The sequence below is a fragment of the Mesorhizobium sp. M0954 genome (genome assembly GCF_040319155.1).
Taxonomy (GTDB): Bacteria; Pseudomonadota; Alphaproteobacteria; order Rhizobiales; family Rhizobiaceae; genus Mesorhizobium.
Genome location: NZ_JAMYNR010000017.1, coordinates 41,012 through 67,196 on the forward strand (window position 1 = coordinate 41,012; position 26,185 = coordinate 67,196).

General features: G+C 59.1%; 21 protein-coding genes and 1 pseudogene. 11 read left to right on the top strand and 11 right to left on the bottom strand.

Annotated elements, in window-relative coordinates:
- Positions 1-24: 24 nt before the first annotated feature.
- Positions 25-5,613: a DUF3320 domain-containing protein gene (locus tag NKH93_RS22350; protein ID WP_352972113.1), complete on the bottom strand. Its 5,589-nt coding sequence runs from the start codon at positions 5,611-5,613 to the stop codon at positions 25-27.
- 538 nt (positions 5,614-6,151) lie between these two features.
- On the opposite strand from NKH93_RS22350, the gene NKH93_RS22355 reads away from it, so the two are divergent.
- Positions 6,152-6,979, top strand: coding sequence for a thermonuclease family protein (locus tag NKH93_RS22355; protein WP_352972116.1), 828 nt, complete (start codon positions 6,152-6,154; stop codon positions 6,977-6,979).
- A gap of 29 nt (positions 6,980-7,008) precedes the next feature.
- On the opposite strand, the gene NKH93_RS22360 is transcribed toward NKH93_RS22355, so the two are convergent.
- The 9 genes from NKH93_RS22360 to NKH93_RS22400 all read right to left on the bottom strand — a co-directional run bounded on the left by NKH93_RS22360 (position 7,009) and on the right by NKH93_RS22400 (position 16,064).
- Positions 7,009-7,890 (bottom strand): hypothetical protein, encoded by an 882-nt coding sequence (locus NKH93_RS22360; RefSeq protein ID WP_352491527.1) that lies wholly within the window; start codon positions 7,888-7,890, stop codon positions 7,009-7,011.
- Between the two features lie 147 nt (positions 7,891-8,037).
- A complete protein-coding gene (locus NKH93_RS22365) occupies positions 8,038-8,163 on the bottom strand; it encodes a DUF4236 domain-containing protein (protein ID WP_352972118.1) in 126 nt (41 codons plus the stop codon).
- A 58-nt stretch (positions 8,164-8,221) separates the two neighbouring features.
- A complete protein-coding gene (locus NKH93_RS22370; protein ID WP_352491463.1) occupies positions 8,222-9,262 on the bottom strand; it encodes an OmpA family protein in 1,041 nt (346 codons plus the stop codon).
- The gene (locus NKH93_RS22375; protein WP_352516048.1) at positions 9,259-10,572 is read right to left on the bottom strand and encodes a methyl-accepting chemotaxis protein; all 1,314 of its coding nucleotides are present in this window, start codon (positions 10,570-10,572) and stop codon (positions 9,259-9,261) included. Before NKH93_RS22375 ends, NKH93_RS22370 begins: the two co-directional genes overlap by 4 nt.
- Positions 10,572-11,390 carry a hypothetical protein gene (locus tag NKH93_RS22380; protein ID WP_352972121.1) on the bottom strand — a complete coding sequence of 273 codons (819 nt, stop codon included), beginning with the start codon at positions 11,388-11,390 and terminating at the stop codon, positions 10,572-10,574. Before NKH93_RS22380 ends, NKH93_RS22375 begins: the two co-directional genes overlap by 1 nt.
- Positions 11,383-12,816 (bottom strand): hypothetical protein, encoded by a 1,434-nt coding sequence (locus tag NKH93_RS22385; RefSeq protein WP_352516062.1) that lies wholly within the window; start codon positions 12,814-12,816, stop codon positions 11,383-11,385. Before NKH93_RS22385 ends, NKH93_RS22380 begins: the two co-directional genes overlap by 8 nt.
- Positions 12,817-13,670: 854 nt before the next feature.
- Positions 13,671-14,282 carry a nitrogen fixation protein NifQ gene (locus tag NKH93_RS22390; RefSeq protein WP_352720433.1) on the bottom strand — a complete coding sequence of 204 codons (612 nt, stop codon included), beginning with the start codon at positions 14,280-14,282 and terminating at the stop codon, positions 13,671-13,673.
- 323 nt (positions 14,283-14,605) lie between these two features.
- Positions 14,606-14,806, bottom strand: coding sequence for a ferredoxin (locus tag NKH93_RS22395; RefSeq protein WP_352720374.1), 201 nt, complete (start codon positions 14,804-14,806; stop codon positions 14,606-14,608).
- 40 nt (positions 14,807-14,846) lie between these two features.
- Positions 14,847-16,064: a cytochrome P450 gene (locus tag NKH93_RS22400; protein WP_352720372.1), complete on the bottom strand. Its 1,218-nt coding sequence runs from the start codon at positions 16,062-16,064 to the stop codon at positions 14,847-14,849.
- Between the two features lie 437 nt (positions 16,065-16,501).
- On the opposite strand from NKH93_RS22400, the pseudogene NKH93_RS22405 reads away from it, so the two are divergent.
- Positions 16,502-16,836 (top strand): annotated as a pseudogene (locus NKH93_RS22405) (hypothetical protein); the annotation flags it as partial.
- Between the two features lie 126 nt (positions 16,837-16,962).
- Here NKH93_RS22405 and NKH93_RS22410 read toward each other — a convergent pair.
- Positions 16,963-18,030 carry a hemin-degrading factor gene (locus tag NKH93_RS22410; protein ID WP_352494970.1) on the bottom strand — a complete coding sequence of 356 codons (1,068 nt, stop codon included), beginning with the start codon at positions 18,028-18,030 and terminating at the stop codon, positions 16,963-16,965.
- 724 nt (positions 18,031-18,754) lie between these two features.
- Between NKH93_RS22410 and NKH93_RS22415 the strand changes: the two genes are divergently transcribed.
- The 9 genes from NKH93_RS22415 to NKH93_RS22455 all read left to right on the top strand — a co-directional run bounded on the left by NKH93_RS22415 (position 18,755) and on the right by NKH93_RS22455 (position 26,134).
- On the top strand, positions 18,755-19,075 hold the full coding sequence (locus NKH93_RS22415; RefSeq protein ID WP_023678237.1) for a HesB/IscA family protein: 321 nt from the start codon (positions 18,755-18,757) through the stop codon (positions 19,073-19,075).
- A gap of 268 nt (positions 19,076-19,343) precedes the next feature.
- Positions 19,344-19,589, top strand: coding sequence for a NifU family protein (locus tag NKH93_RS22420; protein WP_198023582.1), 246 nt, complete (start codon positions 19,344-19,346; stop codon positions 19,587-19,589).
- Entirely contained in the window at positions 19,540-20,757 is a 1,218-nt protein-coding gene (gene nifS, locus NKH93_RS22425; RefSeq protein ID WP_352972124.1) for a cysteine desulfurase NifS, read from the top strand. Before NKH93_RS22420 ends, nifS begins: the two co-directional genes overlap by 50 nt.
- Entirely contained in the window at positions 20,754-21,962 is a 1,209-nt protein-coding gene (gene nifV, locus NKH93_RS22430) for a homocitrate synthase (RefSeq protein WP_352972126.1), read from the top strand. The genes nifS and nifV overlap by 4 nt, the downstream gene beginning before the upstream one ends.
- A complete protein-coding gene (gene nifW, locus NKH93_RS22435) occupies positions 21,959-22,339 on the top strand; it encodes a nitrogenase stabilizing/protective protein NifW (RefSeq protein ID WP_352480507.1) in 381 nt (126 codons plus the stop codon). Before nifV ends, nifW begins: the two co-directional genes overlap by 4 nt.
- 187 nt (positions 22,340-22,526) lie before the next feature.
- Positions 22,527-23,378: an electron transfer flavoprotein subunit beta/FixA family protein gene (locus NKH93_RS22440; RefSeq protein WP_352466656.1), complete on the top strand. Its 852-nt coding sequence runs from the start codon at positions 22,527-22,529 to the stop codon at positions 23,376-23,378.
- 18 nt (positions 23,379-23,396) lie between these two features.
- Entirely contained in the window at positions 23,397-24,506 is a 1,110-nt protein-coding gene (locus NKH93_RS22445; RefSeq protein ID WP_352480509.1) for an electron transfer flavoprotein subunit alpha/FixB family protein, read from the top strand.
- A 9-nt stretch (positions 24,507-24,515) separates the two neighbouring features.
- Positions 24,516-25,823 (top strand): FAD-binding protein, encoded by a 1,308-nt coding sequence (locus NKH93_RS22450; protein ID WP_023678244.1) that lies wholly within the window; start codon positions 24,516-24,518, stop codon positions 25,821-25,823.
- A gap of 11 nt (positions 25,824-25,834) precedes the next feature.
- Positions 25,835-26,134: a ferredoxin family protein gene (locus NKH93_RS22455; RefSeq protein ID WP_023678245.1), complete on the top strand. Its 300-nt coding sequence runs from the start codon at positions 25,835-25,837 to the stop codon at positions 26,132-26,134.
- Positions 26,135-26,185: the final 51 nt, after the last annotated feature.

The following is a 26,185-nucleotide window of genomic DNA, read 5'->3' on the forward strand; positions in this document are numbered from 1 at the left end:
CAGCGAGGTCGCTGCAACGCCCCATTACACTTCGGCTAATTTCTCGCTCGTGGAGTCGCCGACCACCAACAAGCCGTCTTGGGACCGTAACAATCCCTTGGCAACTGAATCGGCGACCGCGGCCGAAATCAGCTGCTTCAATTGTGCGCTTGTGGCTTTGAAGCCCAGCATCCTCGCAACGCCTGTGGCAATTTCTTCCTCTGTCGCACCGAGATTGGATTTCACGACTTCCATAGCGCCTTGGGCGACCTCGTCCTGCGCAATCATTTCGGGCTTGCGCAATCCAGCGGACACGACCCCACTGCGATCCCTGAGACGAACAGGAGCACTTGGCTTGAAGCAGAAGTTGCCTCGACGGGCTACTGCACCACCTCTCTGTGCTATGCTTATCCCCCGCTCGATTGCATCCTGAATCCTGCCACCGGCCCGCTGCAGACCCCAGGCGTCCCGAATACGCGAAACTATTTCGTCGACATGGATTGGCGTTTCTGTAGCCACGACCTGCTCGACCAGTCCGGCCATGATTCCGCTGGGCGTCTCGTGGAGTTCGAACGATCCCGGTCGCTTTAGTTCGGCCTCTTCGTAGGCTCGATTGGGTGTCTCGGATCCGTTTGTGCTTTCGAGACCGATTTCCGTCACGTTGCCTCTGTCAACCGTAACAACCTGCACGGCTACAGCTCGATTTCTCTGGACCCCCAATTCGGCCCGCTCATCGAGTTCCTTTCTGGCAGCCTCAATCGCTATTATGGTTCGCTCCAGCTGCTCACGAGGTCGTTGGAACCAGTCAGCGCTCCAGATCCGATGAATAATCCAACCATGGTCTTCCAGAACAGATTGCCGTAGCCGGTCACGATCTCTGGCAGAGCGAGATGAATGATATTCCGCGCCATCGCATTCGATGCCAAGAATATAGCGGCCTGGCCTCTCTGGATCCGCAACAGCGAGGTCGATGAAGAAGCCGGCAATGCCTACCTGAGCATGAACCTGATAACCCTTTTCGATCAGGGCGTTGGCTACCTGTTCTTCAAAGATTGAATCCATTTCGCGAACCGTGGCTTGGGCAAGCGAAATTCGCCCTGTTCTCGCGTAGTGCAAGAAGAGCTTGAAGGCGAAGATGCCTTTCCCTTTGCCACGCTCCAGGTCGATGTCCTCGTCTGTGATGGACGCGAATACTTCGCAGCTGCGCTTGGCGCGGCTTATGAGGACGTTGAGCCGACGCTCGCCGCCTTCCGCGCCAAGAGGGCCGAAACGCATGGCCATGTATCCCTGCGCATTCTTGGCATACCCCACCGAGATCATGATCACGTCGCGCTCATCGCCTTGAACATTTTCGAGGTTCTTGACGAAGAATGGCTCGCTTGGATGAGCGTGAAAGAATTCCTCGGTGTCGGGATTTAGTCGCCGCAGCGCTTCGAGTTCATCTTGGATCGCGCGGCGTTGGCTAACCGAAAATGTTGCAACGCCTAGAGTCTCTTGCGGGTTCACCTTCGCATGACGGATGATCGCTTCGGCTACAGCTCTCGCCTCTACCGGATTGGTTCCTGTGCCACCGGAATCGAAGACCCCCTCCGGCACATGATGAAACCGCAATCCCATACCTGCCTCTTGGGTATAAGGGCTTGGCACGATGAAAAGCCGGTTCTCGTAGAACTGGCTGTTCGATACTGCGATTAGAGATTGGTGACGGCTACGGTAGTGCCAGCGGAGCATACGCTGCGGCAAGCCGCGGGCCGTGAACAGGCCGAGGATGCTTTCAATGTCGGCGACCTGCGCGCCCTCACCCTCGTCATCGTCAGACTGCGAGCCTGTCATCTTCGCGAAGAAGGTCGTGGGTGGAAGTTGGCGTTCGTCGCCAACAACGACCACCTGATTGGCCCTGGCGATCGAGCCAAGCGCGTCCACGGGTTGTATCTGAGACGCCTCGTCCATCACGAGCAGATCGAAGGACATCCGGCCGGCCGACAGGAATTGCGCCACCGAAAGCGGGCTCATCATGAACACTGGCTTCAGTGCCTGGATGGCAGGGCCTGCCTTCTGCATCAATTGCCGGATGGGCATGTGGCCTCGTCTGCGCGCCATCTCAGAACGAAGCAGTCCGACAGGTCCAGCTCCGCCGTCTCTTGAAGGAATTTTCCGGTGATGAGCCGTTACAACTTCGATGGCGCCGGCCTTGATGCGCCGGCGGTCCAGATCTGCGAAGTCACGTACAGCCCTCGAATGCAGTTCTCCGTCGAACCTTGCCAGCTCCGGCTCATCGGTCGCCATCGCTAGAAACATTCGCTCGTAGTAGGCCATATCAAAAACTGATCGCGCCGATCCTGTTGTGATCTCGCCGTTGGCCAGGCCGTCTATCAACTGTCCCAGTCCGGCCTTGCGCGCTGTTTCAGACCGCTCTTCATAGGCAACCCATTTCGAGAGCTGCTCCTGATGATCGAGCCAACCCTCAAGTCGAGAAACGACCTCGCCTATCGCGACGTCCGGAAAATCGTCTACTCCAAACAACGAGGAAGCATCGGCTTTCAAATTGCTTGAAAGCGCCTTCAATTCCTGCGCTGCCGCTTGGGTCGCTTCACGTGCTGAACGAGCCGAGTTTGCGATCGCGATTCTTTCAGGCAACCGCGCAGCCAGATGTCGGATCGAGCCATTTTCTTTCAGCCAAAGCTCGGCTTGCGTGAGAGCGGCCCAATCGGATCCTCGACCCTGCCACGACGAGCCGAATGCGAACTTGCCAAGGCTTTCCCCGGCATCGATCTCTTGAGCAAGCGCTTGTAGTCTGCCTAGTCGGCGCAGTAGCTCCACCCGCTCAGTGATCAGATCCGGAGCGTCAGTCAGAACCTGTCGTGACGCATCATCGGCTTGAGCTACAGTGCTCGCCTTCGCTTCCATCAGTTGCAGCGAGGCCCGCTCGGCGGAAGCCACGTCGCCTAGCATGGATGACGCGAGGTGCCCGAGATCGTTCCAGAAACCCTCGATAATCGGCCGACCGATTTCGATGACCTTGCGAACTCGCGCTGCACGCGCGCCGGCCTCGGTGCGTTCCGCCATCCGGCCGGCGATAATCCGAGGTTCGGAGCCCAGCCCCCGTAAAGTGCGCATCCATTCCACTAGCGCCAGCAGTGGCACAGATGGCGATCGCTCCCCACGCCAATCTGCCCCGAAGGCGGAACGGCCAAAAGCGTCGCCTTCGCGGACTCTTGCTGCGGCAGCCTGACCCTTCATCAACAGGTCGAGGAGACCAACTATCTGCGTCGCAGGCGCGCTGGGGTCGACCACAATAGTCCGCACAAGTGCAGTGGCGCGACGGTAGTCGCCGTTCAATGCTTTCAATATCCCGGTGTGTGTGGCGAGCGCTTGCCGCGCCGCGGCCACGTCGGTACTCCACGCGGCATCAACAACCTTGCCCTGAAGCTCGGCTCTGGCAGTCTCTAGCGTCGCTACGCTATCGGCAAGGTCGCCTGCCTGTTCCAGCCCAGAGTCCCAAACGGTGGCTGCGAATGCCTCAGGGCTCGCATCGGGGGCTGCCGCAACTCTCTCGCCAGTCACCACTAACCTGAGAAGTCCTGCAAGCGTGTCCGGTAGGACCGTAGACCCCAGTTCTTGATTTAGCCGCTCAGCTTCTTCCTGCAAGCGTGGCAGCAACACGGTTAGTTGGCGCGCACGATGGAAACCATCTTTCGGAAATTCCGAGGGAAGCTTTGCAAGCTCTGTCTCGAGACCTTCAATTGGCGTGTCGATAGCCATCGTCGCCAACTGCTCTGAAAGTTCCTCGGACTTGCGGGCGAAATCCGTTCCTGACCAGAGAAGCGATGAAGTGTCTTTCGGACGCTCATCCCATACCGGCGAGACGAGCGCCTCGGCAGGAAGCCCAGGCGCAGACGCAAGAAGTTCAGCGCGATCTTCTATCTCACCGCTGTCGCTGAGAATTTGCGGAGGCTTCGCCTCGATCCGCTCAGCAATATCGACCAGTTTGGCGTGCAGCGCCTTGGCTTGATCCAGCAACGCCGCGATGCGTGGGACGAGCCTCTCAATGGTCGTTGGAAGAACGACATCCAGGCCAACTCCCCTCCATGGGTGGTGGATGGGCAAGCCGATCTCGTTGATCCGTTGAGAGACCTCATCGAGCAATTTGCGACGTTGCGAAACGCCATCATTTGTCCAGCTTGTGGCGTCCGTAAGTTCGATGTCCACGGGTTTCTGACCGGCCTGCCTTAGGCGGGTCAGCTGACCTAGAACCTGATAAGCGGTGAGTTCGGAGGCTCCATACGGAACATGCATCCTTGTAGCATGTGCATTGAGTTTATCCCTAGCCTCCAGCAGGCGTTCAGTAAGAGAAGAAGCCAGCTGTCCGCGAGGCGATCCGAGTTGCCAGGTGCGCCGCAACTCCTCCAGCATCATGCGCTTGTTTGCCTTGTTGCTATGGAGCTCGAGGCAGGCGTCGCCCACCCCCGCAGTGTCAAGCCGTCGCTTCACGACCTCAAGTGCGGCCATTTTTTCCGCAACGAACAGCACGGTCTTTCCGTCGGCAACGGCCGACCCGATAATGTTCGCGATCGTCTGCGATTTTCCTGTCCCGGGAGGACCTTGGATAACGAGGTCGCGACCCTTTCTTGCATCATGGATCGCCAGCGTCTGAGAACTGTCACTGTCGACGATATGCAACATTTCGGCAGGCGCAATATGCGGATCAATCGCAATGTCGTCCGACATCAGCGGTTCGCGTGTTTCGAAACCATCTGAAAGAAGCGAGCGGATCTTCGGTTGTTCGATAATCTTTGCGCCATCCGGCCAGAGATCCGGATCCAGGTCACGGTACATCAAGAACTTAGCGAACGAGAAGAAGCCGAGCACCATATCATCGGCAAGCACCTGCCAACCCTCTTTGGTCGACACTGCTTCGGCAACGGCATCGAGATAGGCCGAGACGTCGAAGTCGTCTCCTACTTCAAAACGCGGCAGGGCGAGCTTGTGGATACGGTCGAGATAGAGTTCCAAGGAGAGGTTTGCGGTAAGATCTTCCGGACGAGCTCGCAGCCGAAACTTTTCTCCAGCGGCCCCTCGCTCAAGCCGTACCGGCACCAAAATGAGAGGAGCCTGACGGTTGTTTTCTTTGTTGTTCGGGTCAATCCACTTCAGCATGCCAAGGGCCAGAAAGAGGATATTGACGCCCTGCTCTTCCTCAAGTGTGCGGGCATCGTGGTAGAGATCAAGGAGCCGGCGCTGCAGCCCCGTTGGGGTCATCCTCGTCTGAAGCTTGGTGTCAGAATGTCGCGCAGATACCCCTCTATCGTCGAATCCTTCGTCCTCAGGCTGAGCAAGAGCAACGGGGGAATAGTCGATTTCCTCGTCTGGAGGGCTGCTTTCAACCTGGCCTGCCTTCGGCCGATCCGGCTTGCCGGCCAGGAAGGTAAAAGCCTTTCCTTCGCTCACCAGCAATCGATAGATCTCAGACGACCTCTCGTCGACAATATCGATCGTCTTCGCGCTCTTTGAAAACCGTGGCACATTCAAAAGTCGGTTGCGAGCAGAAAGGTCGAGCAATTCCATCCTGGCTCGCTCGAGCTTTTCCTTTAAAGGCAGATCGCTTTGGAAGACCGATTTTTCAACTTCCGACACTCACACCCCCCTGATAGGCTGGACACATAGAGCCTACACAAGGGCTGTCCGCAACATAAAATGCTCGTTTTTCAACTTCGAATGGCTGCCACCAACACTTCAATCGTTTTAGTATTGTGAGCACCGCGGCTTAGTGGAAAAATTGCGGATGTTTGTTTAATGTTCCGGACACTTCGCATCCCCACCTTGATCTCGAGGTTCCCTTTCGGACAAAATGCCATCATACCTCTGGACGAGGTGTTGGCAGCTCTGGCATCTGCCTCGCCGGCCACGACCAACTGGCGCACAAGCCGACTTCTTTTTCAATCGGCCCTCCTAATTGCATTCCGAGAAAACTTGTAGGCTCCAGCGCGGAAAGATGGTCGTGTTCACGAAAAGGGCAACTACAAAGTCGTGACTTCGGGCTGATCTGCGAAGGCACCATGGTGTTCAAAGCGCCGAACTACAAGGCAAACCAGCGCCAGCGAAAAAGGCGCCTACGAAGCGTGCAGAGGCACGTTAGAAATCATGCAGCCTGCGTTTCGCAAAGGATCGGAAATTGAATAACAATCGCTATTCTCATCGTCGCCGCGCGCGACCAAGGCGCGGCGCGGAACCAATCGTCCGCAGACGTTTCTTTCCAGATGTGCCCTTGCCTCTGATCCTAGTGATCGTGGTGGCCTTGGCTGCTTACGCCACCCACTATTTTACAGGGCCGGGCGACCAGTTACGTGGTCTGGATATAGCAAACTCGACCGGGTCGAGACCGGCGCCGATTGTCGGCATAGCATCGGTGGTTGATGGAGACACGATAGAGATCCACGGGCAGCGCGTCCGCTTCAACGGCATCGATGCACCCGAAAGCCGCCAATACTGCAATGACGCGAGCGGACATCAATACCCCTGCGGGCGCCAGGCGGCCGAAGCACTGGCGAATTTCCTTGCGGCTTCGCGGCCTGTCCAATGCACATTTGTTTCATGGGATCGGTACCGTCGCTTCGTCGGTGATTGCCGTCGCGCGGACGGTGTCAGCGTCGCGTCCTGGATGGTTGAACATGGTCGAGCCTTGGACTGGCCCCGCTACAGCCACGGGGGCTATGCGCAACAGCAAACTAAGGCTGAAACCGCTAAGGTCGGAATCTGGATTGGAACTTTTGACAAGCCTTGGGATTGGCGCGAACAACATTCGGAAGCTACGAACCCAACCAAAAGCCCACTTGGGCTCATCAGCCGTCGCCAAGTAGCACAGAGCTACTCATGCCAACCTCGCCGCTTTTGCAGGCAGATTTCATCTTGCGAAGAAGCGCGTTGGTATCTCGCCAACTGCTCATGGGGGAGCAAGTTGGATCGAGATAGCGATGGGATTCCATGCGAAGGCGTTTGCTGACCTGGCCATGCTTTGAGCCATCGCCACTATCAGTCCCTTGAGTGCGCGTTCAGCGTTATGGATTGGCGGTCGGAGCTTCGATGCAATTGCGCGAGTGCCGATAGAGCCTGGCAAAAGGGCTGGCTGACGTTTGTCTTGGAAAATTCCACCAGCTCGTTAAGTCCGGACGGGCTAGAAAACCGCAACGCTTCGTAGCGGCAGACAGGGATCTGCCGATTGTCTTTGAAACGCTTGTCGGGCCCGCCGTTTTTGTTTGGGTGAGCCCAAGTGTAGCTCACGATCTCCGCATCAGATGGAACTTTGCCGGTCTCGATAAAATTACTCGGGGCGAATTGGGTCTGCAGATCGGCATATCCGACTGCGCCGTATCGGTTTCCGTCCTTCACCAGCACTAGGTCAGGCATGAAGAAGAGCACCTGCCGACCCACATGGATTGAAGGCGGAGTAACGTTGCTGCGCACAACCTTCGGCAAGGAGCTTTCAAGTGTCGTGGGCTTTTTATCGACCAGCATGCTGGCCCCGGCATTTCGCTTCCAAGCCGTCAGATCCTCTATCTTGCCGCCGGCAGCGACATGCCATCTCCCGCCGCAGCCGGTGAGAGTTTCGAACGCGCCGACAAGTCGCCCGTAGGCGGCCTCCGCGTCTTTTTCCAAATCGTAATAGAGCACGCTTACCCGGCGGTAGCTGTCAAACCATTTGCCAATGAGCATACCCGGCACAAAGGCACCGATGCCCAGCACCGGTGCGGCACCTCCGAGCTTGGTCCCCACAAGGAAACCTGCAATCCCGAACAGAACCGCGAGTGCTACGGACAGCCGCGTCTGCGATTGCCTAGCATTGATTTCATCGAGTACATTGGCAAATGTCTCGTCACGCATCTCCACCACATCGCGGGACTCGATTTCCCTCATTACGACGCCGTCAGAGACGTACTCCGGGGGCGAGGATTGTGGACGGGGTTGCGGCGCAGATCGGGTTTGAGAGAGCTGTACTACCTTCTTGGCGCTAGCCTTGCCTAAAGTGCCACGATAGTAGAGCCCACCGACGCCGGCGTGGATCTAGTGACCTCGTGGCCCAGTGCCGATGCGGAGGCCCTTCACGCCAACGGAAGCGCCAACCCCGCCGGACGAAAAGTTAAAGCGGAATGGTCCCGCACTGATCGATTTTCGAACGTAAAACCCCATAGCCCAATCCCCCAACTCAACTGCCGTACCGGCTAAGGCGCCAGTCTCTCGTCCCCATTCATGGCTTGGCGCCACCAACCGGCGCCAATTTTGATCGCTGCCTCACCCTAATCTCGATGCGCCTTCGAGCCCGCACATCGCCCATCTGCGCTCCGTCGGTGAGATGATCGCCGGGCAGGATGAGCTGACCACCTGACATCGGCAAAATCGTAAACCCCTTTAATGCGGGCATGTCACTGAGCACACTCGTGACTGAAATCGCGCGCGCCAGACCAAGGCCGGCATTGTCGGCGGGATGGAGTGAGCCGATTTCCACTTTCCCTGACAAAACCGGTTGGAGCCCTTTGTCCATGTTGGAGGATTCGCCCGCCATTGCCTGTTCGTCCGTGTGTCCAATCACCTCAATCACGTCGACACCGTAAGAGGTCGCAGTGCCGGCGATTGTCTTCGCAAGATCGCGCAACTTTGTTTTGAACGGATCCGAAAGCTCTGCGCTTCCGGTATCGAAATTATAGCCATCCAGTTCGCTGAGACTAATGATCGGCGGCCAATCGTGAGGTTTTGCTGCTTGCGTCGGCTCTGCAGCCTTCTTGAGCACATCAGCCAGATCCTGCAGCCCTTTGTCGGTGCCGATGTAACCAAATTCTTTCAAGACCTTCGCCGCATCTATCATGGCCTTGGCCTGATCAACGCTTATGTCGTTGTCCGCAAGGACCTTCGCGACAGGGGCATTTCGCACGACCTCCTCCAGGGAAATACCTGCTTCCTTGACCGACTTAACAGCATCCTTGGCCAGGACCAGCTCGCGCCATTCTTCGTCGGGAACGGTTCCTCCGCTCGCGGGCTGAAACACCGCTTTTATCTGAGCCAGAAGCCGCTTGTTTTCGGCTTCGAGCCTCTGCACGTTTTCCTTGTTTGATTGAGCGGCTCGCAGCGCCTCATCGGTCTCTTTCTGCTTTTTCGTGATGATAGCACCGGCTGCTAGCAGCAGGCAGAACACCAAAAGCAGCATCGTCTCGGCCATGGTCAGGCCCAGTATCAAACCGCGGCCGTAACCCTTGCGCTCGAAGGCGACCGAAGTTCCGCCAGCGTCACTCACCTGCCCCACCAACTGGTTCGCTTAGGCGGTTCCGTTCGTTCGGCGGGAGGCTCGCTTCCCAGAGTTTGGAAAGCGTCTGGTTGGGGCTCAGGCTCGACCCTAATCGGTGCGCTCTCGACGGTGTCATTTGCGGCCAGATCTGCCAGTGGCTGTTCGATCGCGATAGGAGCGTTGAGAGGGGGAACAGGCCTCGGCGCGTGGAGGCTTCTTCCTGCCAAGGTTGCGACAAGGTCTCCGGTGTCCTTGCTTTGCTTTTGCACCACTGCAGCAAGCGCCTGGGTCAAGCGCTGTTGCGCTTGGACACTCTCCGCTGTTTGCTCTGCGGCTGCCACAGCCCTTTCCACACCTGCGGCCACTTTAGCCACAGCATCAACGATGCCCGCCATGCGGGCTTGCTGTTCCTGCGAAGCCGTCTCTGTTTTGACAGCATATTGGGCGACCGCGCTGCCAAGGAGTTTCACCATCGGCGCCAGATCGTTCTTAAGGACCTCATCAGGGACGACAACCTTCTCTAACTTGGTGGCTACGCTGTCGGCCTGTTCACCCAGTCTGCCAACTGAAGAGGACATTGAGCTGTTGGCCTTGTCGAGCAGATCGGCTGCCGCCTCGACGCGCTGTGCGATCGACGAGAACTGACTTTCGATCTGCCCAAAATTATCGCTCAAAGCATTGCTGAGCTTTCCCGAGGCCTCTTGAACCGGTTTGATCGATTCCATCGCGATTTTATCTAGCGCCGATCTTATGTGCTCTCCGTTCCGCTCCGCTTGAACGGCAATTTCGGCAAAACCCTCCTCCAACATCTGATTGCTGACGCGGCGAAAGTCAGCGAATTCCCTGGTTACACTTTCCATCTCAGCTCTTACACGACGCGTCATATCGGCGAGTTCGTGCCTGGCCGTCCGTTCGATGTCGGCAGGATCGCGGCGCATCTGATTGTAAAAGATCCGCAGAGCAATGCCCGTGATCGTCGACGTCACCGCGATACCAAAGTTCCTCACGATTGTGTCGGTGGATCCTTCGGAACCAAACTGAAACAGCGATACGCCGAGACTCGTCAACGTAAACAGGAAACCCATGTAGTAGAGATTGTCGCCAGTCTGCTCATCGTGGAGCCGCAGCTTGCCGGTGAAGACGGACGCGGCAAGATAGATGAGCATCAGGCATACCGGTGCGCTCGCCGCCATTATCGGGTCTACGCCCGACAGCTTGGCTATTGCGATGAACACACAGCCGCCCAGGGTTAGTGTCGCAAAGACGACAAGGGGCAGGCTCGGATGTCCCAAGAAGGACTCCCCTCGCTTCTTGGCCATCAGTTTAACCCCTCCAACCCTACCAGCTTCTCAAACTCGCCATGATGAGCTTGAACCCACCGGGTCCAGAACTCTGCATGTCCGAAAGAGCCAAATGGCTTCTTCGCCCTATCGACATAGAGTATCGTAACCCCCACGCCATCAAGCGATGTCCCGTAGGTCCTGTCGGCCGAACTATCAAGGTACTTCTGGTAATCGAGACCCGAACGATATTGTGAGTACAGCGCCGTATGTTCAATCATATCCGACACGACTATTATTCGCTTTGCGGTCTTCTCTTTCGCCAAACCGCTATCGAATAATGACAGTTTGATTTTTTGCATTCCGGCCATGATTGGAGATTGGCTAGCGGATTCGCTATTGGGAATCTGGTCGGGAAGCTTCGTCAGAGGATCCTCGAATGCATCTTCCCATTTCTTCTGCCGCCGGGACGGATTGTTCGTCCAGCTGTCGACCGTCGAGCCATCGCCCGGGTTGCATCCATCAAACATCACAGTCAGGTCGCCGGGGGTCGGGCCCAGCGTCAATATCCTCAGATAGCCGCCGGGCTCGACGCGCCCAATGGTCTTACGGAATTCATTCTTCAAATCGGCCATGGTTATTGGCGAAATCGGGTCGGTGGCGTCGATCAAGACCGCCGTCAGGCTTACAGGACCGGCCAACGGGCAATTCGTGCTGGCGTCGATTTGGTCCTTCCCGGATCTCGACCACATCCAAACAAAACCGGCCAGCATCGCAGCCGACAGCACGGCCAATCCAACTGCTGCCACAATGGTGCCGCCACTGCCATTCTTTCTTCTGCGGCCCCGCCTAGCCATTCACGCTGTCCGGATGAAGCTTGTCGAGATCTCGGTACTGTTCGATCCCCCGCTCGCATTCCAGCCCGATGAGCCGCACCTGAGCGTTGAGTTCTTCCTGCGCGTCACGAATTGAGGCGCCCAGGTCCTTCTCGCTCCATTCATCGTCGGACGATATCAGGGGTTTTATGCGCTCGAGTCTGTAGGGCGTGGCAAAATGTTTTGGCGCTGGCTCTGTGCGGGCCTGGATATTGGCCTCCCTGTACTTTGCGAGAAGCTGGTTGCAGGCTCGCTCCAGCTGGTCTTGATGCTGCACAAAGAGCGTCAGCAGCCTCGACCGATGATCGATGATCGCCCGATGCTCCCTGCGTCTGCTCCCCAGCCGCTTGACGATGTCCTCCACCTTCTCGTTGTGCTCATCGCGCACCTCTTGCAGAGCCTCGATGAGCTCGCTCTTGCGCTCGATGTAGTCTTCCCTGCGAGCGACCAATCTGTTTTCGACACCCGCATAGCCTGGGTATGGGTCGAGAACGAACCAGCCGTCGATAAATGCAAAAATCGAAAACATGAGACCGATGCCGAACAGAAGCCAGGATTTCACATCCATAAGGCCGGCCGGATTGGCGAGCATGCTGCGCACAACCTCGACACCGGCTCCGTTCACAAAGGACCCGCTGACCTCGCGGTAATGTGCAAGCGCTAGGTTTATGGTCAATGCCAAGCCGATGTATGCCACTATCGACAACGCGCCGATCACCTTCACGAAAAACGATCTGTGAGTCACCAGGCGTGCACAGAATATTGCGAAAAGCAGAGCGGCGCCGATGTTCAAAAACGAGAACGCGGCGGCTTCGAGGAGTCCGCCAAAAAATCCCTGTTCATTTCCCTTGGCAAGGAAATTTCCGTTCATCGCCGTTTCAATCAGAAACAGGAAAATCAGCAAGGAAATTCGGAAAACGTAGGCTGCTCCGTGCTGAATCCTAACGGCGCGGACAAGCCCGTGCTTCTGTTTGAACCAGGCGTGCTCCTTCTCCGCGTCGTTGAGCGATTTTCGCAATCCGTGAAGTTCGTCCAGGCCTACCGCGATCGAGGCCTTGAAATCAGAAACACTGGCGGCGTTCGCCTGACGGATCAGACCAAATTGCTCTTCAAAGTCGAGGCCCGCCAAACGTCCGGAGAGAAGCTGCAGGCTATCCTCGAGGGTGTGGTGTGCCGCCTTTTTTTCGTCCTCGACCCTCTCGATGACTGCATGCTCAACGTCGTCGAAATTCTTGGCCGCCTTCGGAGGTTGGTTCGCCTCGCCCCGCTGCTTTCCGCGATCTCCAAGATCCATTTCGCGATCAATTTTCGCGACATCCAAGCTATTGAACAATTGGGTGCTGGCGCGGAAATCGTGATTTGCCTCTAGCAGTGACTCTCGCAGTTTATTTAGCTTTTCGAATTTTATTCCCACAGCACCGCACCCAGATTTTGTACCTCTGCCCGCACAAATGGCTTCTATGCACAGTAGAAGCAAAGGGCAACTGCGTCTTCGCAACTCTGCGGTCCACTGCTCACGAGACGATCGTCTGATGTAAAAATGACCACGATAGCTGCCGTGGCAAGCGGGCTTGGGCGAATGAATAGGCCAGGCAGCATACTCTTCTCCGCCGGGCTTTGTGGCGAAGGAACTGAAGATCACGCCAACGAGCTGATAAAATCGACTCCAGAGGCGTTTGCGCAGTAGCAGAAGCGCGCGCCCTATTTGGCTGGGACTAGACTGCCGACCCCAATGTCCGCCGTCCTGTGAAACCGGCTACGACCTCGATTGCTTCGTCGGCGACGTTGATTCGTTTGAGGCCAACAGAATTAGTCTTGAGCTTGATCGCCAACTTTTCTGCATCCTTCAACCGGGCCAACTGCTGCTCCAACTGGGCTTGCAGCTTTGCAATTTCCGGTTCAGGTCGAAAGTCGCCTTCTCTTCGAGCGCCTTTCTTATCGGCCCGCTGAAAATCGGTCGAAGTCTGGCGTTACCAGGTATAATGCTGACGTCAACAATGGACGCTTCGATATACCCGTCCACGTGGCCAGTTCCGTTCGTTCTTGCCGACTGGTTCTGCTGGGCGCAGTTATTTATGGCGCCTTGCTTGCCGCAGGGGCCATTCGCAGGTCGCGGCCAGTCATCTTGCCCAGGAGGCCGAAAAGAGGGCTATCGCTGCCGAAATGGCCGTCTCAACGATGGCGTCCGTCGAGATTTGACAACAGACATATGGCGCGGCGCGAGCGCTGACGCTGTACGACTGACGCAAGCGGCTCTCAATCCTAGGCGTTGTCCTTGGTCCGTGTGAGGCGGCTTTCGCCTTCATCCGGGCCGAAGCAGCTTTCGAAATCATTGCAGTCCCGGCAACTGGGGGCGCTGCACAGCGAAAAACCTTCGGCCTCGCAGAGCTTTCGGTAAAAGTATTTTTTCCATTTCATGTTTTGGGTGTTGCCGGCCGCCAGCGTCGGAAAATGCGAGGCGAGCAGGCGGCCGAGGTCGGTTCGATTAAAAAGGCCAAGGTCCTGCCAGAGGTGGTCATTGCGCATCGCACGCCGGGCGATGATCTTGGCGAAGCGGGCGCTCGCCGGGTCGCCATGTCGGGCATGCGCCAGCAGCAGTCCATGCAGAAGTTCTTCTTCCAGATCCGGCTCGGGCTCGCTCACCTCTTTCAAGGCAAACGCGTTGATAGGAAAAGCAGGGAAACAGCGGACCAGGACATCGCGCAACTCGGCGCGCGAAAGTCCGGTTGCGTCCGTCGCCGTCGCCTCGCCGGCCTCGATCTCCTCGAGCGCACGTGAAAGCACACAGGCAAGCACATGCTGGTCGAACCTCCTCTCCAGCTCGATGTGCGGCCATTGGCCGGTGCTGAGCCGGGCATAATGTTGGGCAAATATGGTGCGTTCTCCTGGTTTCGTCCTATCAAATCATGCAGAGACCCGGCCTGCCGCAACATGGGTCGGGCAGTTCTTCGGTATGGCACTCCGGGTCGCCTCGCGTCGAGTAGTTCGGCAATTCTCGTCTGGTCCGTCGGCTCTGACGCAAATTCTGTGATTGGAAGAGGTGTTCGCGAACCCCTGCCCTGCCGTTTGCGCCTCACGGGGAACACTGGCGCCGGAAATGCCCCTGCAGAGTTGGACGTGAACCGTGCGGGACAGAGGTCGCGTGCTGAGTGCGGCCACATGGTTCAAGCCCGCCAGACTCTCGGTTGAATGAGTCCTCAAAGCGCGCAGCGGGTGAGTTCCAGCGCACGTTCAGGACAGGATCGCGCGCCTCGCGATGCACGCAGCTCCTCCCCTTCCGCAACTTCAATGTCACCAGGCAGGATGTAACCCTCGTCATCAAGCTTGAAGATGTCCGGCGCTTGCACCGCGCATCGCGCGTGACCCTGGCATTTGGCATTTTGGACGATGATGCGCATGGCGCTGCCTCCATTGTCTGTGCCCCGGCTCGGGGCGGGCCTAAGACCAGTCCAGGATCAAATTTTCGATCCCGAACACATGGCCCCCAGAGGTTATCGGTGCCGTACCCTGCTTGATCCTGAAAGGTGGGATGCGCGCCAGCCACTCCTCCAGGCCAATGACAATCTCCCGCCGGGCAAGGTGTGAGCCAAGGCAACGGTGGGGACCATAGCCAAACGCTGCGTGGCGGTTGTCCTCTCGCTCCAAATCGATCGTGTTGGGGCATTCGAATTCCGCCGGGTCACGATTGGCAATCATCGTGGCGCAGGAAACATAGTCCCCCTTCCGGATCGGCGCGCCTTCGAAGTCGATATCTTTCGTAGCCACGCGGATCAACTGAATGGGCGGATAGGCCCGCAGCAATTCTTCGGTTGCGAGCGGGATGCGGTCCGGTTCGCTCCGCAGCAATTGCTGATCTTTGAGGTTGCGCGCGAGGTACGCCAAGTCAAAGCCTATAGCTGCTGCGACCGTGTCGAGCCCAGCGACGAAGACAAGCACGCCGATGCCGCGGACTTGGGTGTCCGTCAGCCGGCGGCCCTCGACCTCTGCCTGCACGATAAAGGTCATGAAATCGTCAACCGCCTCCTGGCGGCGCATGGCTGCAAGTTCGTCGATGAATGCCACGATCGTCCGGGCAGCCACAGGTCGTTCCTTATCGTCGCCGTGGAGCAGATCTTTCCCCCAGCCGACGAATGTATCGAGTCGGTCATCGGGCAACCCCAGAAAGCGAAGAAAGGTGCTCACCGCGAAAGGAAAGGCAAAATCCTTCATCACGTCGCAGCTTGTGCCCGACGCGGCGATCCTTTCGATCAGCTCGACCGCCCGTTCGCGGACAGCCGGTTCCAAAGCCAACACCCGCTTTGGCGAAAGCAGCGGATTGAGCAGTGAGCGAAAGACGCCATGGGCCGGTGGATCGAGCTCAAGCGGGATCGTCGGCCAGTTTTCACCCAGTATGGAGGAGAAGATGCTGCGATGGCTGGAAAAAGTCTCTGCGTCCTGCAGCACCTTCCGCTGGTCCGCGGCACGGGTGATGACCCAGGTACCCCGGCCATCTTGCGTGTTGTAGCGGGAGTAAAAGATCGGAGGCCCGTCATGTACGCAAGCGACAGCTGCGTGTGGATCCCCGTTGGGTGTTGGTGGCATGCCTGGCGATGTAAACAGGCTGAAGTCCCTCACCATTTCGGGCGGGACATGATCTGGAACGGGGTTGGTCGCCATTTTGTGTTCTCTACATTGGCGTTCATGGCTCGATTGAGATTGCACCGCTGTTCATAAAGTCGATTTCCAGCATGGGCACGTCTCTTGTCGGGCGCCTTCTAGATTCTGTCGCCTGATACAGCCCACCTGCACCAGCGCGGATGAGATCGGTTGCGAAGTCGATCAGAAGGGGCATCTCCGCCGCGCTGCGGTCATGAAGCAAAGCCGCCGCTTATCCCCGTTAGGGTTGAGAGGCTGGTCAATCACCTCTGAGCACCGTGACGCACTGCTGATGCCCTGCTGATCAAATTGTCGAAGCAAGTCGCGTGCCGGATAGGCGTACCCATGGCGCTGCACCAATCGATGCCAGCCTGCACTGGGCCCGCCGCCGCTAAGTTGATGATCAGCTGTCCATCATTCTTACGACAACGTCCGACAACCGACATCCGCGGTTGGTTTTGTCGAGGCCGCGACATCGGGCTGTTCGACCTTGCTGCTGCTGCACTGCCTTCCGGTCGACGAGCGAGGAGATCGCTCGCACGGCCCGGACTGAGCAACGACGCGATCCAGCGCAAGGATCGGGTGCGGTCCGACAAGACCCGGCGGCGCTTGCGCGTGATGATCGAAATTATCAACAAGGTCGAGCCGCGCTTCGGTTCGGCACTGATGGCGTATGCGTTATATCGCTCGGAGCCGCTGCAAGGATTTCCGGCTAGACGGCGATGCACTCGTGCGCAGCGGTCCGGCCGACGACGAGCTTGACTGTATCGCTGCGGTCAATTCCGGCGTGCACCCTAACCGCCCTATGCGCTACGACGGCAAGCTCTATCGCACATGGACCTATATTTCCTCGCGAGCCGCTGTCGGAACGTGGTGCCGAGTCCTATGGCGGTCGGTTCAATCCGAGGGCCTGTCGGCTCTACACATCCCTGTCGGTCGGACCGGGAACGCGTGGCAGACTCTCGGCCAGAAACCGCCAGTCGCTGCGCTCGCGTTCGCCTTCCTTGCGCGTGCCGAAGAACTGGACGATCATCTTGCCGTCGGCGCCATAGGCTTCAACGGACGTGACGTGACCGTCCCTCGTCGGCTTGCGCACGGCCCAGACCTCGCGGATGTGATGAGTCCTAAGATGGAGATGGAAGTTCTCGTCGAGCACATTGATCCGCGGCCCGATCTGCTTGACCGACTTGATCGGGCCGGAATGGATCTGGATGCAACCACGATTGCCGACAAAGCACATGATCGGCATCTCGTCTTCGGCCGCCTGTTGGAACAGGGCGCCAACGGCATCATTGTCGAGCAGCCAGGCGTAATCCTCGTCGGCCATACGCATCGCCTGGCAGCGGCTGAGCTTCAGGGTCTTCAACATATGGTAGAACTGATGCACGTCGCTCAGCCGGCTCCAGTGCTCGCGTAGGTCGTCGACCGTGGCGGCTTGGTCTGGACTCACTGCATTATCGAGCGCCCCGCTCGCCTCGACCGATATGATCGGCTCCTGGTCGGAGGATACAAGCTCTGCCGCCAGATTCTGATAGGCGTGCAGGTTCGAGGCGGGCCTGAGATGTACTTTGTGCATCGCCTCGCCGGTGGCATCAAAGAATTGCAGGCTGCGGCGGATCTCGGCTCCCTCGCGCTTCTCGACGGCGAAGCCATACGCCCACGCTTTCGGGAAGATGCGCAGGTCGATCTCGTCGCCGAGCACCATGGCATGCGGGTTGCCGGTGACCACTTTGTCGTAGACGCCGATCTTTTGGTGCACGGCACTTTGGTTGCGGGTGACCGCCATCACCTCGCCGACCGCTTCGAGGCCGGTCAGCAGATCATCGACGCGCGGCTCGATGCGCACCGCGCCGTGACCACAATGCGCCGCGACCAATTCGGCTTCCGAAATGCCCAATCGAGCGGCGAGATCATGCTCCCGGATTTTCGGATTGTCTTCGCACGCCCGCCGGATTTCGTCCGGCGACGGTTTCTCGCGCTGGTCCATGTCTTACCCCTGCTTCCACCTACGTGTGAGGATCAGCTGCCCTGCCGGTGAATCTTCAGCCGATCGGGCGCGCCGTAATGCTCGACCCTGATCTGCTGCTGGCCCGTGAACAAAGTGTCGCTGGGCAGCGTGCGCACGTCGTCGCACCCGCGCGAAAACCGGGGGTGCTATCGGAGCGGCGAGACCCGAGTGACACGAGCAGGCACATGCCGATGGAATCTCATCGAGCCGGTCGGTGGCCACCGGGCGGTGGTGAGCGATTGTGGGTGTTGTCGCAATCGGCCAATCGGTCATTCGGATGCCACGGGCGGCGCTGCTTCGCCAAACCAAGCGTGTCTGACCCAGTCCTGACATGTTGCTCCCTTGCTTCGCCGCATCGATCGCGAGGGCACCCACGACACGATTGTGGATCGGCAGTCTCTTGCCGCCTCGCCAGTGGAGCTTCAAAAACCGTGCCAATTGCGCCCAAGCAAGCTCAGAAGGAGTCTTCTGTAATGGTCATTGGTTTAATGTGAGTTCAGCCAACAACTCAGGCCCAACATCCCGCGTGGCGGACCCGACAAACCCGACAGTACGTGTCGGTTGGCCGACACCTTCGCAGCAATGGACTCACAAGAACCACCGCAGGGTCAGAGATGCCGCGCTGTGTTGAAACATTTTTTGCTTTGGCACGGTGCATGCAACGTGATGCGCAAGCAGGTCCCGGACTGAGGAGAATGGAGCCATGATTACGCTCACCGACAACGCTGTTGCCGCCATCAAGACTGCTCTTTCCCGCGCCAGCGAGCCGGCGGAAGGCTTTCGCATCATGGTCCAGGCCGGCGGCTGCGCCGGCTTCAAATACTTAATGGGCCTGGAGAGCGTGTCGCGCGAGGGCGACGCGATCACCGAGACAGATGGGATCAAGCTGTTCGTGGACGCGGGCTCCCAACCGCATGTCGCCGGCATGACCGTCGACTTTCTCACCGGGCTCGAATCTTCCGGCTTTGTCTTCGATAACCCCAACGCGCGCGAGAAGTGCGGCTGCGGCAAGTCCTTCAGCTGATCGATCGCCCGAAGCGCCTGTGCGGGTCCATGAAGCGATTGCCGCCGACGGACTCATTTGCGGCAGAGGAGGCTTATATGGCCGGCACAACAGATGTCCCTGTCCTCAAGAACAAGGCAAGGTCGAAGCCGATCTTGGGACCGGCAATCGCTTCAGGTAGGATCCAAAGAACGTCGCCTCCCGAAACAGTTCGGTTCCTGGTGGCACCCAAGCTGCTGGCGGCCAAATCGCGCTGCTGCGCCAAATTCGGCTTATCGATAACGTTGTCGTGTTCGGGCGTCCTTACCTGCGGGCTGACGGCGGCGACTGCGGACTTGGCCATGTCGACGCCGATCCGGTCTACGTCAAACTCTCGGGCGTCCGCGCCGGCTGCCAGTTCGGGCCCATCATCATCAACGGCATACGCCAGAGGCTCAATGAGGCGGTCGCGCGCTCGCGTCATTCCGGTCAACTGAGGATCGCACATGAAACCTGTCTACCTCGACAACAACGCAACCACACGGGTCGATCCTGAGGTCATGCAAGCGATGTTGCCGTTCTTTAGGGATCAATTCGGCAACCCTTCGTCGGCGCACGCTCTTGGCGCCTCAGTCAGTGCGGCGGTGAGAAAGGCGCGGAGGCAGTTGCAAGCTCTGATCGGCGCGGAGTTCGACGATGAGATCACCTTCACCTCGGGTGGGACAGAAAGCGACAATGCAGCGCTTCTTTCGGCGCTCGAGGCGGCGCCCAACCGAACCGAGATCGTTACGTCCGCGGTCGAGCATCCCGCCGTGCTGACGCTCTGCGCGCATCTTGAGAAGACCCGCCGCGTCAAGGTGCACAGGATCCCGGTGGATTGCCGTGGCCGGCTCGACCTCGACGCCTATATGGCCGCCCTCACCCCACAGGTGGCAATCGTCTCGATAATGTGGGCGAACAATGAGACTGGTGTGATCTTCCCCGTGGCCAGGCTTGCCGAGTTGGCCAAGGAAGTGGGCGCCCTTTTCCATACCGATGCTGTGCAGGCGGTCGGCAAGCTTCCGATGAACCTGAAGTCGACCGCAATCGACATGCTGTCGCTCTCCGGCCACAAGCTGCACGGGCCGAAAGGGATCGGCGCGCTTTTCGTAAAACGTGGCGTCAATTTCCACTCGCTGATCAAGGGGGGCCACCAAGAACACAACCGGCGTGCTGGCACCGAGAATACGCCCGGCATAGTCGGGCTCGGCATGGCGGCCGAACTCGCCTTGAAATTCATGGACGACGAGACCACACGGGTAAAGTCGCTCCGCGACCGTTTAGAGGACGGGATTCTCCAGCGCATCCCAAGCACCTGTGTCACTGGTGATCCCCTGGAACGGTTGCCCAACACCGCAAACATCTCCTTCGAACATGTCGAAAGTGATGGAATTCCACTTCTCCTCAGCCGCGTGGGCATCGCGTGTTCCTCCGGCTCCGCCTGCACCTCCGGCTCGCTGGAACCGAGCCATGTCCTGAGCGCGATGAAAACGCCACACGCGGCAGTCCGCTTCTCCTTGGCGCGGGACAACGGCGAAGCGGACGTCGACCGGGTGCTCGAGGTCATGCCGGCAATCGTGGAGAAGCTGCGTGGCTTTCCCAGTTCTGGGCCGGGTAAGCGAAGCTCCGAAGACGTTCAATCCGGTCTATGCCTGAGCGGCAGCAGAACAGGCTTCCGTTCATGACCCGTCATGTCTTTCTCAACGATACGACCTTGCGCGATGGCGAGCAGGCGCCCGGCGTCGCCTTTACCACGACGGAAAAGCTAGAGATCGCCGAGTCTCTTGCGGCGGCCGGCATCACAGAGATCGAGATCGGCACGCCGGTCATGGGCGCCGACGAGATCGAAACAATTCGCGCCGTGGTCGCGCGGTGTCTCCCGGTTCGGCTCATGGCCTGGTGCCGGATGACGTCGCTGGATCTCGATGCAGCGATCGAGAGCGGCGTCCACGCCATCAATCTATCGCTGCCTGCGTCGGACATCCAACTTGCCGCCAAGCTCGGCCTCGATAAGGCGGAAGCGCTCCAGGTCATCGAACGTATGGTCAGGCGCGCAGCCGCCGCCGGCTTCTTCGTCGCGGTGGGCTGCGAGGACGCCTCGCGGGCCAATCGGGATCATCTCGCCCGCGTCATCGAGACGGCTGCACGCGCCGGCGCAAGCCGCGTCAGGCTAGCCGACACAGTCGGCGTTCTCGACCCGTTTTCGACCTTCGAACTTGTCGCCCAGCTCGTGCCGCAGTCTCCAATCGAGCTTGAATTTCATGCGCACAACGATCTCGGACTTGCTGCCGCCAACACGCTGGCCGCAATCCGCGCAGGCGCGCGCCATGCGTCCGTCACTGTCCTGGGGCTCGGCGAGCGTGCGGGCAATGCCGCGCTGGAAGAGGTGGCCGCCGCGATGGCGGTCTTCGACGGCGCGGATACCGGCATCGAGCTGACCGCATTGCCCGACCTCGCCGCCCAGGTGGCTTGGGCCGCCCGCCGGCAGACCGCGGCCATTAAGCCGGTCGTCGGCGCCGATGTTTTCACCCACGAATCCGGCATTCACGTCGCAGGGCTGCTAAAGGACTCGCGTACTTATCAAGGGCTCGATCCGGCTCTCGTGGGCCGCTGCCGGCGTATCGTCATCGGCAAGCATTCCGGCGCCACTGCGATTGCCCATGTGCTGAGCGAAAGCGGTCGCGATCTCGACCCGGATCTGGCAGCCGCGATGGTGGCCCGCGTCCGGCGCGAGGCGGCCGAGACCAAATCGACCGTCACTGCAACTCAACTGGTCGAGCTCTACGATGGAATGTGCAGCGAGGCATCCCTCGCGGAGCTGTGCGGGTCCAGGTCAGCCGTGCGCGAGCGCACCGACACCACAGGTTTCCGACCAGGGAGAATGCAATGAATTGTTCCGCTGACAGCCGCCCTATCGATGTCACCGACATCCTCGCACGACTGAAGCGCCTGTCGGCTGCGGAGGAGTTCTTCGCAGTCCTTGGCGTCTCCTATGATCCGAAGGTGCTGAATGTCTCGCGGCTTCATATCATGAAGCGCGTGGGCCAATACCTTGCCGAAGAAGATTTCTCCGGTCTGCCCGACCAGGTGATTGCCGCGCGGGTGCGCGCGACGCTCGAACGCGCTTACGAAGACTTCGCGATTTCCTCGCCGCTCTCGCATCGGGTCTTCAAGGTGCTCAAAGACCACGATCCGAACAAACCTGCCACGCCGGGCCGCACCTTTGTCCCGTTCGACTCCGTACTGAAGCGGTTCGGACAGGAATGACCGCGACACGGGTTGCGACGCGACAATGTCGAGAAGCCGACAAATCCGTCAGCACCACGGCGCCCTCGGAAGCAACCAAGCGAAGTTCTAGGAATAGGGGGCAGCGCAAAACAGTTGGCACGAATGATGCGCTCCAAAGAGATAACCGCCAAGCCCGCATCCGGACAGGAGCCTAGGGAAACCGCCAATGCACATTGTAATCTGCATCAAGCAGGTGCCGGACTCGGCACAGATAAGGGTCCATCCGGTGACGAACACGATCATGCGCCAGGGTGTTCCGACTATCATCAACCCTTACGACCTGTTCGCCCTCGAAGAAGCCCTCAGGCTGCGCGACGCCTATGGTGGCGAAGTCACCGTGCTCACTATGGGTCCGCCCATGGCAGAGGACGCGCTGCGCAAGGCGCTCGGCTACGGCGCCGACCGAGCGGTGCTCTTGACCGACCGCTATTTTGCCGGCTCCGACACGCTGGCGACCTCGTTCGCCCTTTCCCAGGCAATCGCAAAAGTTGGCGAGACGTTCGGCACGCCAGACCTCGTCTTCACCGGCAAGCAGACGATCGATGGCGACACCGCCCAGGTCGGGCCCGGCATCGCCAAGCGCCTCGGACTCCTGCAACTGACCTATGTCGCGAAGATCGCCTCTATTGACCTTGCTGCACGCGAGATCAAGGTCGAGCGCCGCTCCGAAGGCGGCACACAGATGCTGAAGAGCAGGCTCCCTTGCCTCATCACTATGCTGGAAGGCACAAACGAGATCCGCCGGGGCTCGATCCAGGACGCCCTGTGCGCCGCGCGCAGCCAGGTCTTGAAATGGAGTGCCGCCGACGCCGGCATTGAGGATCTCACCAAATGCGGCCTGCGCGGTTCACCGACGGTCGTCAAGCGCGTTTTCGCGCCTCCTGCGCGAGCGGAAAAGGCGGCAAAAATCGACACCGCCGAGATGGCTTTGCGCGATGTCGCTGACGAACTCATCACGGCAATCTTCACCCGCCAGCCGGCATTGGAACATGAGCTCGCCTTCAACGGCGGCGCGTGAGAGGGCAAGGATCAGACGATGTCGAACGCGAACCGAGAAACCCCTCGCCCTGCCGCCGGCCGTGCCGGCATAAAGAAGGAGCTGCCCGCGCATTTCAAGGACTACCGGCACGTTTGGGTTTTCATCGAGCTCGAACGCGGTCAGGTCCATCCCGTATCATTCGAACTGCTCGGCAAAGGCCGCAAGTTAGCAGACAAGCTTCAGGTCCAGCTTGCGGGCGTCGTGCTTGGACCGCCGGGAGAGGCCATCGGGAACGCCGTTGCCGAAGCCTTCGCTTATGGTGCCGACCTGGTCTACATCGTCGAGGAGCCGCTGCTCGCCGACTACAGGAACGAGCCTTTCACCAAGGCGATGACGGATCTGGTCGATACCCACAAACCCGAGATCCTTCTTCTCGGTGCCACCACACTCGGCAGGGATCTTGCCGGCTCCGTGGCGACGACCTTGCAGACAGGGCTCACGGCCGACTGCACCGAACTCGATGTGGATACCGACGGTTCGCTCGCCGCCACCCGTCCGACTTTCGGCGGTTCCTTGTTGTGCACGATCTATACGCTCAATTTCCGCCCCCAGATGGCGACAGTGCGACCGAGGGTCATGCCCATGCCGCAGCGGGCGGATAAACCGGTCGGGCGTGTCATCCGGCACAAGCTCTCGGTAGCCGAGGACGAGATCGTTACCAAAATCCTCGGCTTCCTGCCGGATAGTCAGTCGGCAAAGGCAAATCTTGCCTATGCCGACGTCGTGGTTGCGGGAGGCCTCGGTCTAGGCGCGGCGGAGAACCTGCAGCTTGTGAAGAATCTCGCGCGGGCAATCGGCGCCGAGCATGGCTGTTCGCGCCCGTTGGTCCAGAAGAGCTGGATGCCAGCTGATCGGCAGATCGGCCAAACTGGCAAGACCATCCGGCCGAAGCTTTACATAGCGGCCGGGATTTCCGGCGCCGTCCAGCATCGGGTTGGCGTCGAGGGGGCGGATCTCATCGTGGCCATCAACACCGACCCGAACGCGCCGATTTTCGATTTCGCTCACCTCGGGATCGTCACCGACGCGATCCGCTTCCTGCCCGCACTGACGGAAGCCTTCACCCGGCGGCTGTCGCCCCACAGTCGCGATAAGCTTGCGAGCTAAGGGATGGACATGATTGAGGAACAATTCGACGCCATTGTTATTGGGGCCGGCATGTCCGGAAACGCAGCTGCTTACACCATGGCCAGCCACGGCCTGAAGGTGCTGCAGTTGGAGCGGGGTGAATATCCGGGCTCCAAGAATGTCCAGGGTGCCATCATGTACGCGAACATGCTGGAGAAGATCATCCCGGATTTCCGGGACGATGCGCCTCTCGAGCGGCATTTGGTTGAACAGCGGCTTTGGGTGATGGACGACACATCCCATACCGGGATTCACTATCGGTCGGACGACTTCAATGAGGCGAAGCCCAACCGCTACACGATCATCCGTGCCCAGTTCGATAAATGGTTTTCGCGTAAGGTGCGCGAGGCCGGCGCGACGGTTCTGTGCGAGACGACCGTGACGGAACTCATCCGTGACGCCAAGGACAGGGTGATCGGCGTCCGCACAGACCGGGCCGGCGGGGCCATCTACGCGGACGTGGTCGTCCTCGCAGAAGGTGTATGCGGACTGCTTGGCACGCGGGCCGGCCTGCGCGAGATGCCGAAGCCGCAAACCGTGGCGCTCGCCGTCAAGGAAATGCATTTCCTGCCCGAAGAGGTCATTGAGCAGCGGTTCGGCCTCAAAGGCGATGAAGGCTGCGTGATCGAGGCGGTGGGCACGACCTCCCGCAGCATGGCCGGGCTCGGCTTCCTCTACACCAACAAGGAGTCGATCTCACTGGGCATTGGCTGCCTCGTCTCCGATTTCGCCGCGATGGTCGAGAGCCCTTACGTCCTCCTCGACGCCTTAAAAACCCATCCTTCGATCCGGCCGCTGATCGCCGGCTCGGAAGTGAAAGAATATTCCGCGCATCTCATTCCCGAAGGCGGCTACAAGGCTATTCCGCAGCTCTTTGGCGACGGTTGGGTCGTGGTCGGCGATGCCGCGCAACTGAACAACGCCATTCACCGCGAGGGTTCGAACCTCGCCATGACCTCCGGCCGCATCGCGGCTGAGGCAATCATCGAGGTCAAGAGCCGCAACGGTCCTATGACCAAACGGAATCTCGCCCTTTACAAAGCCATGCTGGACAAGTCCTTCGTGGTCAAGGACCTAAGGAAATACAAAGACATGCCGGCCTTGCTCCACACCAACTCCTGCAATTACTTCACGGCTTATCCGCGGCTGATGTCCCAAGCCGCGCAGAACTTCATGCGTGTCGACGGCACGCCGAAGATCGAGAAGGAAAAGGCGACCACGGCGGCCTTCATCAAGGCGCGCTCGCGCTGGGGGCTGGTCAGCGACGCGGTCCGCCTTGCATTGGCGTGGCGCTGAGGGGAGACGAAATGACGATCGCAGTGACGAAGTCACGTGTCGAGGACAAGCTTTACCAGAACCGCTACTTGGTGGATTCTGGCCGTCCGCATATCAAAGTGCGACCGCACGAGAGGCCAAGCGCGAACTTGCTCGCGCTGACCCACGTCTGCCCCGCGAAATGTTATGAGTTGAACGACAAAGGTCAAGTGGAGATCACTGCCGACGGCTGCATGGAGTGCGGCACCTGCCGGATTTTGTGCGAGACCAGTGGCGAGATCGAGTGGAACTATCCACGCGGCGGCTTCGGAGTCCTCTTCAAATTCGGATGAGGACGCACGCACCGTATCAAGAGGGTCAATCTTGGTACACCTGAGGTCGCG